This window comes from Lacimicrobium alkaliphilum (assembly GCF_002591895.1).
Lineage (GTDB): Bacteria > Pseudomonadota > Gammaproteobacteria > Enterobacterales > Alteromonadaceae > Lacimicrobium > Lacimicrobium alkaliphilum.
The window spans coordinates 1-16385 of sequence record NZ_NISX01000031.1; the positions used below are offsets into that span (position 1 = coordinate 1).

Here is a 16385-nt window from a genome sequence, read left to right on the forward strand (position 1 = left end):
GATGTGCTCACGCGTCTGTGGCATCGGGCCATCAGTCGCTGCTACTACCAGAATCGCACCGTCCATCTGTGCCGCACCCGTAATCATGTTTTTTACATAATCAGCGTGTCCGGGGCAGTCTACGTGCGCGTAGTGACGCGCTGGCGTGTCATACTCTACGTGCGACGTCGCAATGGTGATACCTCGTGCTTTCTCTTCCGGCGCATTATCGATCATGTCGAATGCGCGCGCGCTTCCGCCGTAGGTCTTTGCCAGTACAGTGGTGATTGCCGCTGTCAGTGTCGTTTTACCGTGGTCAACGTGGCCGATTGTGCCTACGTTTAAATGCGGTTTCGTACGTTCAAACTTTTCTTTTGCCATTTTACTAATTTCCTAAGTTAAAAGTCCGGCCCCCTGCGAAAAGCAGATTACCGGACCAGACCTTCATTAAGATTTTCTAGCTTCAATAATCGCGTTAGCAACATTACTTGGTGCTTCGGCGTAATTAAAGAATTCCATTGAGTATGATGCTCGCCCCTGGGTAGCACTGCGCAGGTCGGTGGCATATCCAAACATCTCTGATAATGGTACCTTAGCACGCACTATCTTGATACCGGCTACACCGTCTTCCATACCTTCGATTATGCCCCGGCGACGGTTGAGGTCACCCACAACATCACCCATCCACTCCTCAGGAGTGGTGACTTCTACTTTCATGGTCGGTTCGAGCAACACAGGTTTCGCTTCCGCGGCCCCTTTCTTGAAGCCCATCGAACCTGCGATCTTAAACGCCATTTCAGAAGAGTCAACATCGTGAAAAGAGCCGTCAAATAACGTCACTTTCACATCAAGAACAGGGTAGCCAGCAATAACACCGTTTTGCATCTGTTCCTGGATCCCTTTATCCACAGCAGGGATAAACTCTCGGGGAATCGTTCCACCGACGATCTTGTTGACAAACTCGTAGCCAGCACTCTCTTCCTGTGGCTCTAATTTCAGCCACACATGGCCATATTGACCACGGCCTCCGGACTGACGTACGAATTTACCCTCCACTTCAACGGTTTTACGAATAGTTTCGCGGTATGCAACCTGAGGTTTACCCACATTACATTCCACTTTAAATTCCCGTCTCATACGATCGACGATGATGTCCAGATGCAACTCACCCATCCCTGAGATAATCGTCTGTCCGGATTCTTCATCTGTCTTCACCCGGAAAGAGGGATCTTCAGCAGCCAGTTTACCCAGTGCGATACCCATCTTTTCCTGATCGGCCTTGGACCGCGGTTCGACTGCGATTGAAATTACCGGATCGGGAAATTCCATGCGCTCAAGGATAATCACGTGATTAGGATCACACAGGGTATCCCCGGTGGTCACATCCTTCAGCCCAACAGCGGCAGCGATGTCACCGGCACACACAGATTTGAGCTCTTCACGGCTATTGGCATGCATCTGCACAATACGCCCGAACCGTTCGCGTTTAGATTTCACCGAGTTATATACCGTGTCACCGGTCTGTACCACACCAGAGTAACAACGGAAAAACGTCAGCGTACCTACAAAGGGATCGGTAGCAACCTTAAATGCCAACGCCGAGAAGGGTTCCTTATCATCGGCATGACGCTCATCAAGGGTCTCATCCGCATCGTCGAGGTGCCCTTTAATTGCGAGCACATCTGTTGGTGCGGGCAGGTATTCCACTACCGCATCCAGGACCGCCTGAACCCCTTTATTCTTAAAGGCTGAACCACAAGTAGCGAGTACGATCTCATTCTTCAGTGTGCGAGTACGCAACCCCTGTTTGATCTCGTCCTCGGTCAACTCAGTACCTTCAAGATACTTTTCCATCAAATCTTCAGAAGCTTCCGCTGCCGCTTCAACCAATTCGCTGCGATATTGCTCAGCTTTGTCCTGTAACTCGGCTGGAATTTCTTCGTAGGTGAAGGTCATTCCCTGATCAGCCTGATTCCAGTTAATGGCTTTCATTTTGACCAGATCAATCACTCCGTCGAAGTGTTCCTCTGCACCAATGTTCAGTTGAATCGGTATGCAAGTAGCGCCGAGTCGGGTACGGATCTGTTTAATGACCCGCTCGAAATCGGCACCGGCTCTGTCCATTTTGTTGACAAATACCATACGTGGTACATGGTACTTGTCGGCCTGTCTCCATACAGTCTCAGACTGCGGCTCCACGCCAGATGAACCACAGAAAACCACTACCGCACCATCCAGCACCCGCAGAGAGCGTTCAACTTCAATAGTAAAGTCTACGTGTCCAGGGGTATCGATGATATTGATGCGGTGTTGATCAAACTGTTGGGTCATACCGGCCCAGAAACAGGTGGTCGCAGCAGAGGTAATGGTAATACCCCGCTCTTGTTCCTGTTCCATCCAGTCCATGGTGGCTGCGCCATCATGGACTTCACCGATTTTATGTGACAAACCCGTATAGAACAGCACCCTCTCAGTGGTCGTGGTTTTACCCGCGTCCACGTGAGCACAGATACCGATATTACGATAGCGCTCAATAGGGGTTTTACGAGCCATAATTGCCTCTTTAGATCCAGTTTACCAGCGGTAGTGAGCGAAGGCTTTGTTCGCTTCTGCCATGCGGTGCACGTCTTCACGTTTCTTAACCGCAGAACCCTTGTTCTCTGATGCATCAAGCATCTCGGCAGCCAGGCGCTGAGCCATTGATTTTTCGCCACGCTTACGGGCAGCTTCAACCAACCAACGCATGCCCAGGGCATTACGACGAACAGGACGAACCTCTACAGGCACCTGATAGGTTGAACCACCCACACGGCGGGATTTAACTTCCACAGACGGACGGATGTTATCCAGTGCGTCTTCAAACACGTCCAGGTGATCTTTGCTGGTTTTGCCAGCAACGATCTCCAGTGCGCCATATACGATTTTTTCAGCAGTTGATTTTTTGCCGTCTAACATGACGACATTCATGAACTTGGCTAGTAATAGTGATCCGAACTTAGGATCGGGTAGGATCTTTCTCTGACCTACGACTCTTCTTCTAGGCATCTTCTATTCTCCGTTGAATTCAGGGGTATCCCAAAACTCTGTATTTATGTCAGTTTGGCCTTACTAAACGGAGAACCGTTAAGACTTGGGCCTTTTCGCGCCGTACTTGGAACGACCTTGTTTACGGGCGCTTACGCCGGCACAGTCGAGTGTTCCGCGAACGGTATGATAACGAACACCAGGCAGGTCTTTAACACGACCACCGCGAATCAGCACAACACTGTGCTCTTGCAGATTGTGACCTTCACCGCCGATGTATGAACTGACCTCGAAACCGTTGGTCAGGCGAACACGACACACTTTACGCAGTGCGGAGTTCGGCTTCTTTGGTGTGGTTGTATATACACGGGTACATACTCCACGTCGTTGTGGACAAGCCTGAAGCGCAGGGACGTTGCTTTTTTCAACGACCTTCTGGCGTGGCTTGCGCACTAACTGGTTAACTGTTGCCATTAACTAGCTCCTGATAAAAATAACTACTGATTAAATCGTATTAAACCCATTTTTTAACCCGAACTGCGCCTTTACAAGGCATGATTCGACGGTAAAAAAATGATAAAAACCGCAACCCTGAAACAGGGTCGCGGAATTCTATAGAGCAAAGATTGAGCTGTCAAGCCAAAGGCCGGTTTGCGGGCCTGTTAAAGACTTTACAGCCTGACGCCGGGCCAGAGGCCCGACTATTTTTGCATATTAGCTCTCGGCATCATTGCCGCTGCCGGTTTCGGCATTCAGGGCATCAGATAATGCCTGTTCTGCCTCTGCAGCGGAAACCGATGGATCTTCGATCACTTCGGCGGCCATCTTGCGACGCTGACGTTGCTCATGATAAGCAAAGCCGGTACCCGCAGGGATCAGACGACCAACGATAACGTTCTCTTTGAGTCCACGCAGGTCATCTTTCTTACCCTGCACTGCAGACTCGGTGAGTACTCTGGTCGTCTCCTGGAAGGAGGCCGCAGAGATAAACGACTCGGTAGACAACGAGGCTTTGGTAATACCCAGCAACTGTATTTCATACTGTGCCGGGATCTTGCCCTGTTTTTCCAGCCTGCGGTTTTCAATCTTAACCGCCGCCAGTTCAATCTGTTCACCTTCAAGAAACTGACTGTCGCCCGGATTCATAATCAGACATTTACGCAACATCTGGCGGATCACCACCTCAATGTGCTTATCGTTGATTTTTACACCCTGCAGGCGATAGACGTCCTGCACTTCGTTGACGATATAGTTGGACACCGCGCTGATTCCACGCAGACGCAGAATGTCATGAGGTGACTCAGGGCCGTCGGAGATGACTTCACCTTTCTCGACCTTTTCACCTTCAAATACATTCAGCTGACGCCACTTAGGAATCATTTCCTCGTAGGATTCACCCTGTTCAGGCGTGATGATCAAACGACGCTTGCCTTTGGTTTCCTTACCAAAACTGATGGTACCGGAAACTTCAGCCAGAATAGCCGGCTCTTTGGGCTTACGCGCCTCGAACAAGTCAGCAACCCTTGGCAGACCACCTGTGATATCCCGGGTCTTCGAGCTTTCCTGAGGAATACGCGCCAGTACATCACCGGTTTTGGCCACTTTTCCGTCAGCGGCTTCAATAGTGGTAAAGCTGGGCAGCCGAATTTCCTGCAAGCCATGCTCTTCTGATTCCAGAATCAGCTTCGGCTCTTTAGCGTTGGCCTTGGTCAGGTCCTTAACCACAATACGGGTCAGGCCTGTTAACTCATCCTGCTGCATCTCTGTGTTGCTGTCGTCAACGTCAGCAAAGCTGATTTTGGCGTCACGCTCAACAATGATGGGGTGGGAATGGGGATCCCAGTTCGCCACGACATCACCGGCACCAACCTTAGCGCTGTCATCTACTGACAAAGTAGCACCATAAGGCACTTTATAGCGCTCTTTCTCACGGCCCTGATCATCAATAATAGTGATTTCGGTGGAACGTGAAGTGATCACCACTTTATCTTCGGTATTACGTACAAACTTGGCGTTATGCAGTTTCAGGCGACCATCAGTTTTCACCTGCACACTGTTTTCCGCTGAAGCTCTGGAAGCCGCACCACCAATGTGGAATGTACGCATGGTTAACTGGGTACCCGGCTCACCGATGGACTGAGCAGCAATAACACCGACAGACTCACCGATACCTACCTGATGACCACGTGCCAGATCACGGCCATAACACTTGGCACATACGCCAAAGTCATTTTCACAGGTAATAACTGAACGCACCATAACCTGATCTACAGAATGTGCTTCGAGCAGGTCAACCAGGGCTTCATCCAGGATAACATTACGCTCAACCAGTACTTCTTCTGTACCCGGGGTGTACACGTCCTCGGCAACCGTACGGCCCAAAACACGCTCACGCAACGGTTCAACAACGTCACCACCTTCGATCAGCGGTGTCATTTTCACCCCTTCGAAGGTGCCGCAATCGTCATTAGTAATAACCAGATCCTGTGCCACATCCACTAGTCGACGGGTCAGGTAACCTGAGTTTGCTGTCTTCAGAGCGGTATCCGCCAGTCCCTTACGGGCACCGTGAGTAGAGATAAAGTACTGGAGTACGTTAAGACCTTCACGGAAGTTAGCGGTAATCGGGGTTTCAATGATGGAGCCATCGGGCTTAGCCATCAGACCACGCATACCAGCCAACTGACGAATCTGCGCCGGGCTACCCCGGGCGCCGGAATCGGCCATCATATACACAGAGTTGAAGGAGTTTTGCTCTTCGGTTTCACCATCGCGGTTAACCACGTCTTCCTTCGACAAGTTACTCATCATCGCCTTGGCAACACGCTCATTGGCCGCAGACCAGATATCGATTACCTTGTTGTATCTTTCACCGGCAGTAACCAGACCTGACTGGAACTGCTCCTGGATCTCCGCCACTTCAGCACCGGCTTCACCGATAATTTCAGCCTTCTCTTCAGGGATCACCATGTCGTTAAGACAGATAGATACCCCGGCGATCATGGCGTAGTGGAAACCGGTATACATGATCTGGTCGCCGGCGATAACGGTGTCTTTCAGACCCAGAGTACGGTAACAAACGTTCAGCAACCTGGAAATCTGCTTCTTACCCATGGGCTGATTAATCAGTTCAAAGGGCAGGCCTTCCGGTAATACCAGTGATAAAATCGCCCTGCCTACCGTAGTGTCGATCAGCGAATGTTTCTCGGTTTTATTACCCTGTTCATCCACTTCTACTTCACGGATACGTACTTTGACGCGCGCATGCAATTCTGCAATATCTGTACGATAGGCTTTTTCGGCTTCATGGGGGTTTTTAAACACCATGCCTTCGCCTTTGCCATTCACGCGGTCACGAGTCATATAGTAAAGACCCAGCACCACATCCTGCGAAGGCACAATAATAGGTTCGCCGTTGGCCGGAGACAGAATATTATTGGTCGACATCATCAGCGCACGGGATTCAAGCTGTGCTTCGAGCGTCAACGGCAAATGCACTGCCATCTGGTCACCGTCGAAGTCAGCATTATAGGCCGCACACACCAGCGGATGCAGCTGGATGGCTTTACCTTCGATCAGCACAGGTTCAAATGCCTGGATACCCAATCTATGCAGTGTTGGTGCACGGTTAAGCAGAACCGGGTGTTCGCGGATAACTTCGTCCAGTACATCCCAGACTTCCGGCGCTTCACGCTCCACCATCTTCTTGGCTGCTTTAATGGTTGTCGCCAGACCGCGACCTTCCAGCTTGCCATAGATAAAGGGTTTGAACAGCTCAAGGGCCATTTTCTTCGGCAGACCACACTGGTGCAGGCGAAGAGTCGGCCCCACAGTGATAACGGAACGACCTGAGTAGTCAACACGTTTACCCAGCAGGTTCTGACGGAAGCGACCCTGCTTACCTTTGATCATGTCAGCAAGTGATTTCAGCGGACGCTTGTTAGAACCGGTGATTGCGCGACCACGACGACCGTTGTCCAGCAACGCATCTACGGCTTCCTGCAACATCCGCTTTTCGTTGCGCACGATGATATCCGGCGCAGCCAGATCCAGCAGGCGCTTAAGACGGTTGTTCCGGTTAATAACCCGGCGATACAAATCATTCAGATCTGATGTCGCAAAGCGACCACCGTCGAGTGGAACCAGAGGACGTAAATCAGGTGGTAACACAGGTAATACAGTCAGGATCATCCACTCAGGACGGTTACCCGATTGCTGGAATGACTCCAGCAACTTGAGTCGCTTGGAAATCTTCTTACGCTTCGTCTCGGAATTAATCGAGGGTAATTCTTCACGCATTGCGATCACATCGGCGTCGACATCCAACACCTTCAACAGATCGAACACGGCTTCGGCGCCCATCTTGGCGTCAAACTCATCACCATGCTCTTCCAGAGCATCAAGATACTCTTCTTCCGTCAGCAATTGAGACCGTTCAAGAGTTGTCATACCCGGCTCTGTCACCACGTAAGATTCGAAGTACAGTACCCGTTCGATATCACGCAGTGTCATATCCAACATCAAACCGATGCGGGATGGCAGTGACTTAAGAAACCAGATATGCGCAACAGGACTTGCCAACTCTATGTGACCCATGCGTTCACGACGCACCTTGGTCAGTGTCACTTCAACGCCGCACTTCTCGCAGATTACACCACGATGTTTGAGTCGCTTATACTTACCGCACAAGCACTCATAATCTTTTACCGGACCAAAAATACGCGCACAAAACAGACCTTCACGCTCTGGTTTAAAGGTGCGGTAGTTGATGGTTTCGGGTTTTTTAACTTCACCATATGACCACGATCGGATCATATCCGGAGAAGCCAGACCAATCCGAATATTATCGAATTCTTCGGTCTTATTTTGCTGCTTCAAAAACTTTAATAAGTCTTTCACGATTTTCTCCCTGCGGAGTCATTAACCTATGGGAGCCCGTAGGCTCCCAACATGCCCTGAGAATCGTCAGTGGCCTAGTTTTCTTCCAGTTCGATGTTGATACCCAACGAACGGATTTCTTTCAGCAATACGTTGAAAGATTCCGGCATGCCAGGTTCCATACGATAGTCACCATCAACAATGTTTTTATACATTTTGGTACGACCATTAACATCGTCCGACTTGACCGTCAGCATTTCCTGCAAGGTATAGGCTGCGCCGTAGGCTTCCAGTGCCCACACTTCCATCTCACCGAAGCGCTGGCCACCGAATTGTGCCTTACCGCCAAGAGGCTGCTGCGTCACCAGACTATAAGAGCCTGTAGAACGGGCGTGCATCTTGTCATCGACCAAATGGTTAAGTTTCAGCATGTACATGTAACCCACCGTAACTTTACGCTCGAACGGGCGACCAGTACGGCCATCATGCAATACTATCTGACCATCTTCAGGAATATCAGCCAATGCCAGCATTTGCTTGATTTCCGCTTCTGTGGCGCCATCGAATACCGGCGTCGCTATAGGTAAGCCTTTACGCAGATTACCGGCCAGACGTGCCACTTCGTCATCAGTGAAACCGTCAATATCCACCTTTTCGTGAGCTTCACCGAGGTCATAAACCTCTTTGATAAAGCCGCGCAGTTTGGCTTTATCCTGCTGCTCCTTAAGCATACGGTCAATCTTTGCACCGATACCATGAGCGGCCATGCCCAGATGCATTTCCAGCACCTGACCAATGTTCATCCGCGAAGGTACACCCAGTGGATTTAGCACGATATCGACCGGCTGACCATGTTCGTCATACGGCATGTCTTCTACAGGTACAATGGTAGAAATAACACCTTTGTTACCGTGACGACCAGCCATCTTATCACCAGGCTGGATATGACGTTTCACCGCCAGATAGACCTTTATAATCTTAAGCACACCCGGGGCCAAATCATCACCCTGAGTAATCTTGCGGCGCTTCATTTCGAATTTCTTGTCGAAATCCTCTTTGATCTCACCATACTGCTCGGCTATCTGCTCCAGGTCATTCTGAGCATCTTCGTCTTTAAGACTGATGTCGAACCATTTTTCCCGTGGCAGGCTCTCCAGCTTCTCTTCCTTGATACCGTTGTTCAGCAGCAGATTGCGGGCGCGGAAGAAAGTACCGTCAGCCAGAATATTGAACTCATCAGATAGGTCCTTTTTCACCTGGCGTAACTGCATATCTTCAATTTCCAGCGCACGTTTGTCTTTCTCGACACCGTCGCGGGTAAACACCTGAACGTCTATTACCGTTCCATGCACACTGTTAGGTACGCGCAGAGAGGTATCCTTAACATCAGAGGCCTTCTCACCGAAAATAGCACGCAGCAACTTCTCTTCCGGGGTCAGCTGTGTTTCACCCTTAGGCGTCACTTTACCAGCCAGAATATCACCACCTTTGACTTCGGCACCGATATATACCACGCCGGACTCATCCAGTTTACCCAGTGCAGACTCACCTACATTGGGGATATCACAGGTAATCTCTTCCGGACCCAGTTTAGTATCACGGGCAATACAATTCAGTTCCTGAATATGTATCGTGGTCAGCCTGTCCTCTTCCGCTACACGCTCGGAAATAAGGATGGAATCCTCAAAGTTGAAGCCATTCCAGGGCATAAAGGCAACACGCATATTCTGACCCAGGGCCAAATCACCCATATCAGTAGACGGGCCATCTGCCAGTACATCCCCTGCGACAATCGGTTCACCTACGTTACAGTTGGGCTTCTGATTGATACAGGTATTCTGGTTGGAACGTGTGTACTTAGTCAGGTTGTAGATATCGATTCCGGCTTCGCCAGCAAAGGTTTCTTCTTCATTAACCTTGATAACAATACGGCTGGCATCGACGTAGTCCACTACACCACCACGCTTAGCGACAACGGTAACACCGGAGTCAACAGCAATGGTTTTCTCCATACCGGTTCCAACCAACGGTTTTTCAGCGCGAAGTGTTGGCACAGCCTGACGTTGCATGTTCGAACCCATCAGGGCCCGGTTTGCATCGTCATGCTCCAGGAATGGAATAATGCTGGCGGCAACAGATACAATCTGCTGCGGGGAAACGTCCATATATTCCACTTCTTCACGGGGCTTGAGCGTAAACTCACCGCGGTGGCGACATGAAACCAGATCATCGGCCAGATGACTTTCTTCATCCAACACTGCGTTTGCCTGAGCAATAGCGTACTGACCTTCTTCAATAGCTGATAAGTAGTCTATTTCATCAGTCACGACGCCATCAACAATACGTCGGTAGGGGGTCTCGAGAAAACCGAAATCATTCGTTCTGGCATAGGTTGCCAGCGAGTTGATCAGGCCGATGTTCGGACCTTCCGGTGTTTCAATTGGACAAACACGACCATAGTGAGTGACGTGCACGTCACGTACCTCAAAACCTGCACGTTCGCGGGTCAGACCACCCGGGCCCAGTGCTGAGATACGACGTTTGTGTGTCACTTCTGACAATGGATTGTTCTGGTCCATAAACTGAGACAGCTGACTGGAACCAAAGAACTCCTTGACCGCTGCAGAGATCGGTTTGGCGTTGATCAGATCCTGCGGCATGATATTGTCCAGATCGCCCAGACTTAAACGTTCCTTAACGGCGCGCTCAACACGTACCAGACCTACACGGAACTGATTCTCTGCCATTTCACCCACAGAGCGGATCCGACGGTTACCGAGGTGATCGATATCATCCACATCGTCTTTACCATCACGGATAGCAATCAACTGCTTCATCACCGCGACGATGTCCTCTTTAGACAAAGTGCCTTCGCCTGTCAGTTCATCACGACCGAGTCTGCGGTTGAACTTCATTCGCCCTACTGATGACAGATCGTACCTGTCATCAGAGAAGAACAGGTTGTCAAACAATGTTTCAGCAGCATCTTTCGTTGGCGGCTCACCGGGGCGCATCATGCGATATATTTCGACCAGCGCTTCCAGCTTATTGGTAGTGGAATCGATGCGCAATGTCTCAGACATATAAGCACCGTGATCCAGCTCATTGATGTACAGTGTCTCGAAACTGGTATACCCGGCCTTTTTCAGAGCCAGCAGTGTTTCGAGAGTGAATTCATCATTAGCATTAGCAACCACTTCACCGGTGGACTCGTCCACATAGGTGCGGGCAACAACTTTGCCAACCAAATATTCAGGTGGAATTTCCAGTTCTTTAATATCCGCTTTCTCAAGCTGACGGGTATGACGGGCAGATATACGACGACCCGCTTCTACCAGAACTGTGCCTTCTTTATCCAGTATATCGAACTGTGCTGTTTCACCACGCAAACGATCAGGCACGATATCCATCATGACTTTTTCGTCGGTAATACGTACCTGGTTCTTGTCGAAGAACAAATCCAGAATTTCTTCAGTGGTCATTTCCAGAGCACGAAGAATAATGGAGGCCGGTAATTTACGACGGCGATCGATACGAACAAATAAATTGTCCTTAGGATCAAATTCGAAATCCAACCAGGAGCCACGGTAGGGGATTACCCTGGCGTTATACAATACTTTACCGGAAGAGTGGGTTTTGCCTTTGTCGTGGTCAAAAAACACGCCTGGAGAGCGATGCAACTGAGAAACGATAACTCGCTCGGTACCATTAATAACAAAGGTACCATTCTCTGTCATGAGCGGAATTTCGCCCATGTACACTTCCTGCTCTTTAATATCTTTTACTGTGCCCGGCGCAGCTTCTTTATCAAACAGCACCAGACGCAACTTCACCCGCAGTGGAGCAGAGAAGGTGACACCGCGGATTTGACATTCTTTGACGTCAAACACCGGTTCACCCAGTCGATAGCTCACATACTGTAATTCAGAGTTACCTGAATAGCTTTTAATAGGAAACACCGAACTAAAAGCTGCTTCCAGACCATACTGGCCCGCTGCATCAATCTCGATGAATTTCTTAAAAGAGTCTAGCTGGATTGAAAGAAGATACGGTATTTCCAATACCTGTGGGCGTTTGCCAAAATTCTTACGAATACGTTTCTTTTCGCTATAAGAGTAAACCATGGGTTCCTCAGCCTGCTGATTTTTGACCCAACTTGCCTTTTACTGCACTCATACAATGATGAGCAATAGACAAACTTCCAGCACCGTTTTTAAGGAGCTTTCTATCTTACGCCTTAGCTTGCCCTGCTTGCTGACAACTAAGTTTCTATCAAATAGAGTTTTCCTGTGCGCTTTTTACGGATAAGTAACAAACGGTGTAAGTACACTATCCTACAGCGCAAAAAGGCTGGTGATCAAATGATCACCAGCCTTTGCCTGATATCAGGCAAATAATCCGTCAAAAGACAGACTATTTGATCTCAACTTTAGCACCAGCTTCTTCAAGATCTTTCTTCAGTGCTTCAGCGTCTTCTTTGCTTACGCCTTCTTTGATCGCTTTAGGAGCAGCTTCTACAGCGTCCTTAGCTTCTTTCAGGCCAAGACCGGTAGCAGCACGTACCGCTTTAATCACAGAAACCTTGTTTCCACCGATTTCAGTCAGTACTACGTCAAATTCAGTTTGCTCTTCTGCAGCAGCTTCGCCACCACCAGCTGGACCAGCGGCAACAGCTACAGCAGCCTGTGCAGAAACACCGAATTTTTCTTCAGCGGCTTCGATCAGTTCAACCAATTCCATCACTGGCATTTCAGCGATTGCTTGTAAAATATCGTCTTTAGTTAGAGCCATTTCTCTAAACTCCTGGGTTTAATGTTAAAAATTCAAATAACCAAACACACCAATTACTTGGTGTCTTTGACTGCCGCCAATACGCGCACAAACTTGGAAGGCACTTCGTTGATTGTCTGAACGAATTTGCCAACCGGTGCTTTGAAGGTAGCAAGTAGTTTTGCCAGAGCTTCGTCGCGGGTTGGTAGTGACGCCACTGCATCCAGTTTATCCGGACCCAGTAAACCACTACCGATAGAAAGTGCCGTGACTTTTAAGTTCTTGCTGTCTTTGGAGTAGTCTTTAAAAAGACGTGCTGCACCACCAGGTGCATCCAGAGAAAAGCCGTAAATTAAAGGTCCGGTTAAAACGCCGTCTAAATCTGCAAACTTACTGTCTGACAGGGCACGCTTTGCAAGGGTGTTCCGAATTACCTTCAGATAAACACCTTGTTCACGAGCCTTGACACGCAGTTGCGTCAAATCGGCCACTTCCATTCCGCGGTATTCAGCGACGGCGACGGATAGAGCGCGAGAGGCTACATCGCTGACTTCAGCGACGATCTCTTTTTTTGCTGCTAAACCTAGTGCCACTGAGTTCACCTCTTAGTTACTGAGAAGTTGCCTTCTCAGAGTTTATAGATTGATAAGGCCCGATGCCTTACCGCTCTACGGTGTTCTTATTCCCAGAGAGTCTGAGTCAGATCACCGTCTGCGCAGGCTGATAGATTAAGCATTCATGTTAGTTGCAGATGCTCTCTTAGTTCATCTGCACAGAATGCGCCTGCGGTCTTGGACGGGAGCTTCCCAATGAAGCTCCAACCCATATTCTTAAGAGAGGTCGGAACCGGAATCCCGACGGTTTGTGTCGAACTAGCCGGCCAAACTGGCCTGGTCTACAGTCAGACCTGCACCCATTGTTGTGCTAAGACTGACTTTCTTCACAAACGAACCTTTAGAAGTTGATGGCTTGGCCTTTTTAAGGGCATCCAACAGTGATTCCAGGTTCTCTTTAATCTGTTGTGGCTCGAAGCTCACTTTGCCGATACTGGCGTGAATAATACCATTCTTATCGTTGCGATAACGCACCTGACCAGCCTTGGCATTTTTCACTGCAGTTACAACGTCTGGTGTTACTGTGCCAGTTTTTGGGTTAGGCATCAGACCACGGGGACCGAGAATCTGACCCAGTGTACCCACCACGCGCATGGCGTCCGGGGATGCAATAACAACATCAAATGGCATCTCACCTTTTTTGACTTGCTCTGCAAGATCTTCCATACCTACGATATCAGCACCCGCTTCTTTGGCTGCATCTGCATTGGCACCCTGAGTGAATACCGCTACACGAACATCTTTACCCGTTCCGTGAGGCAGTACTGTAGCGCCACGAACGTTCTGATCAGATTTACGTGGGTCAACGCCGAGGTTGACGGCAACGTCTACACTTTCAACAAACTTGCTAATGGCAAGTTCCTTCAATAAAGCCACGGCCTCATTGATTTCATATTCTTTAGTCGCATCCACTTTTTCCTGGATAGCGCGCATACGTTTGGTTAATTTAGCCATTTATCAGTCCTCTACTACCAAGCCCATACTGCGCGCAGAACCCGCGATGGTATTTACCGCGGCGTCCAAATCGGCTGCAGTAAGATCAGGTTCTTTAATGTTGGCAATTTCTTCCAACTGTGCACGAGTTACTTTGCCTACCTTGTCGGTATTAGGGCGTGCAGAACCACTCTTAAGACCTGCTGCTTTTTTCAGCAAATATGATGCAGGTGGAGTCTTTGTCTCAAAAGTGAAGGATCTGTCTTCGTATACGGTAATAACAACAGGTACCGGTGCGCCTTTATCCAGACTTTCTGTCTTGGCATTAAATGCTTTACAGAACTCCATGATATTTACACCATGCTGACCCAATGCCGGACCAACTGGCGGACTAGGGTTGGCAGCCCCTGCGGCGACCTGAAGCTTAATCAAGCCTTTTACTTTCTTAGCCATCTTTTCAGTAACCTCTGATGTGGGTGTAGCGCCTTGTAAGCATTAGAGGATGCTTACTCAAACGGCTCCCCGTGTTTAAAAAGGGTGCGGATTATATTTTAATCTACACCAGTGTTCAAGCCCGTAATTTGACTTTAACAGCAATTTCTACTTCGCCTTTGCTCAATCAGAGCAGCGGGATGGTCTTAGCGCATAAAAAGTTATGTCGGCATTAGCCCTTTTCTACCTGGCCAAAGTCCAGGTCAACAGGGGTGGAGCGACCGAAAATCAGCACTGAGACTTTCAGGCGACTCTTCTCGTAATCTACTTCTTCCACAACACCGTTAAAATCGGCAAAAGGTCCATCAGTTACACGAACCACTTCGCCTGGTTCGAACAACGTTTTAGGTTTAGGCTTATCTACAGATTCCTGCAGGCGGTTCAGTATAGCATCGGCTTCGCGCTTACTAATCGGAGCCGGGCGGTCTGCGTTACCGCCGATAAATCCAAGTACTCTCGGCACGCTCTTTACCAGATGCCATGAGTCCTCATTCATCTCCATCTCTACCAGCACGTAGCCAGGAAAAAACTTACGTTCGCTTTTGCGCTTTTGACCGGCGCGCATTTCCACCACTTCTTCAGTAGGAACCAGAATTTCACCGAAGGAATCTTCCATACCATGAATTTTGATATGCTCCTGCAAAGACTGTTTTACGCGACCTTCGTAACCGGAAAAGGCCTGCACGACGTACCATCTCTTATCAGCCATCTTAAACTCCCAGCCCTGTTACCAGCGATACCAAACGCACGAGGATACCATCCAGGCCCCATAAAAGCAGTGCTACAATAGCTGTAGCCGCCAGTACGATAAGAGTCGTCTGAGTTGCTTCCTGTCTGGTAGGCCATACGACTTTGCGTACTTCCATGCGAGATTCTTTGGCGAAATTTATAAAACGCGAACCTTTATCTGTGGTGGCAGAAATAAAGCCTGCTATGGCAACCAATACAACCACAGAAACAGCACGTATCAGCACTGAAAAGTCTTCATATATATGATTACCGGCAACGGCGGCGGCCAACAGGCCTATAACCAACACCCACTTAACTGAATCCATTGCATTGGATGTATTTTCTGTATTGACGCTCATGAACTTACCTATAACTACGGACTTAATACCACACTCAATACCAAGCGTGATCCTAATGGCCCTCTCCATACTTTCCAATGTATGAAGTATAAGACCTGTCACTATCGTGACACCTAAGCGGATTGCCTAAGGTTTAAACATCGCTGCCTGTCTGCTTCCTGCACGCAAGCGCCTGAAACTTCAGACACCATAATTCTTGGCAGGGGTGGAGGGATTCGAACCCCCAACCGTCGGTTTTGGAGACCGCTGTTCTACCAATTGGAACTACACCCCTATTTTTCCCACTCTTATACAAACAATTTCAAATTTATCGTTCAAAATAAGAGATTGGTGCATAAGAAGGGTGCGGTATTATACCCTTTGATTACTGTTATACAAGGGTTGGGTAACAAACAGGGATGTGACGATATGAGATTGGCATCTTGCAGCACCGCTAAGGTATAGGCAGCACGCTGAATCAGCGAGTTTCGTGCCTCAGCCTCTTGCCTGGACAACAAGTTACGCAATTCTATCCGGGCTAATGATTACACTTCCGGTACCCAAACAGGCCTGATGGAGCCTTGTGTTATAGCTGTAAGATAAACTTACTCGATGATTTTAGATACAA

Annotated in this window: 12 protein-coding genes and 1 tRNA gene; all 13 read right to left on the minus strand. The window is 49.0% G+C overall.

Going from position 1 to position 16385, the window contains the following annotated elements; all coding sequences use genetic code 11:
• The coding region (locus CDA54_RS19110) for a GTP-binding protein (RefSeq protein ID WP_244903110.1) at nt 1-360 on the minus strand (360 nt) is incomplete at its 3' end.
• Between the two features lie 66 nt (nt 361-426).
• Entirely contained in the window at nt 427-2532 is a 2106-nt protein-coding gene (fusA, locus tag CDA54_RS19115; RefSeq protein WP_099036650.1) for an elongation factor G, read from the minus strand.
• Between the two features lie 21 nt (nt 2533-2553).
• Nucleotides 2554-3024 carry a 30S ribosomal protein S7 gene (gene rpsG / locus CDA54_RS19120; protein ID WP_099036651.1) on the minus strand — a complete coding sequence of 157 codons (471 nt, stop codon included), beginning with the start codon at nt 3022-3024 and terminating at the stop codon, nt 2554-2556.
• Between the two features lie 78 nt (nt 3025-3102).
• Complete coding sequence (gene rpsL / locus CDA54_RS19125) at nt 3103-3477, minus strand: 30S ribosomal protein S12 (RefSeq protein WP_062476045.1); 375 nt, start codon at nt 3475-3477, stop codon at nt 3103-3105.
• 240 nt (nt 3478-3717) lie between these two features.
• Nucleotides 3718-7902: a DNA-directed RNA polymerase subunit beta' gene (gene rpoC / locus CDA54_RS19130; protein ID WP_099036652.1), complete on the minus strand. Its 4185-nt coding sequence runs from the start codon at nt 7900-7902 to the stop codon at nt 3718-3720.
• A 74-nt stretch (nt 7903-7976) separates the two neighbouring features.
• On the minus strand, nt 7977-12005 hold the full coding sequence (gene rpoB, locus CDA54_RS19135; RefSeq protein WP_099036653.1) for a DNA-directed RNA polymerase subunit beta: 4029 nt from the start codon (nt 12003-12005) through the stop codon (nt 7977-7979).
• A gap of 289 nt (nt 12006-12294) precedes the next feature.
• Entirely contained in the window at nt 12295-12672 is a 378-nt protein-coding gene (gene rplL, locus CDA54_RS19140) for a 50S ribosomal protein L7/L12 (protein ID WP_099036654.1), read from the minus strand.
• 53 nt (nt 12673-12725) lie between these two features.
• Nucleotides 12726-13244, minus strand: coding sequence for a 50S ribosomal protein L10 (rplJ, locus tag CDA54_RS19145; RefSeq protein ID WP_099036655.1), 519 nt, complete (start codon nt 13242-13244; stop codon nt 12726-12728).
• A gap of 279 nt (nt 13245-13523) precedes the next feature.
• On the minus strand, nt 13524-14219 hold the full coding sequence (rplA, locus tag CDA54_RS19150; RefSeq protein WP_099036656.1) for a 50S ribosomal protein L1: 696 nt from the start codon (nt 14217-14219) through the stop codon (nt 13524-13526).
• Nucleotides 14220-14222: 3 nt separating this feature from the next.
• Complete coding sequence (gene rplK / locus CDA54_RS19155) at nt 14223-14651, minus strand: 50S ribosomal protein L11 (protein WP_099036657.1); 429 nt, start codon at nt 14649-14651, stop codon at nt 14223-14225.
• A gap of 211 nt (nt 14652-14862) precedes the next feature.
• A complete protein-coding gene (nusG, locus tag CDA54_RS19160) occupies nt 14863-15399 on the minus strand; it encodes a transcription termination/antitermination protein NusG (RefSeq protein ID WP_099036658.1) in 537 nt (178 codons plus the stop codon).
• A 1-nt stretch (nt 15400) separates the two neighbouring features.
• Complete coding sequence (gene secE / locus CDA54_RS19165; RefSeq protein WP_099036659.1) at nt 15401-15778, minus strand: preprotein translocase subunit SecE; 378 nt, start codon at nt 15776-15778, stop codon at nt 15401-15403.
• A 197-nt stretch (nt 15779-15975) separates the two neighbouring features.
• A tRNA-Trp gene (locus CDA54_RS19170) sits at nt 15976-16052 on the minus strand.
• Nucleotides 16053-16385 lie beyond the last annotated feature (333 nt).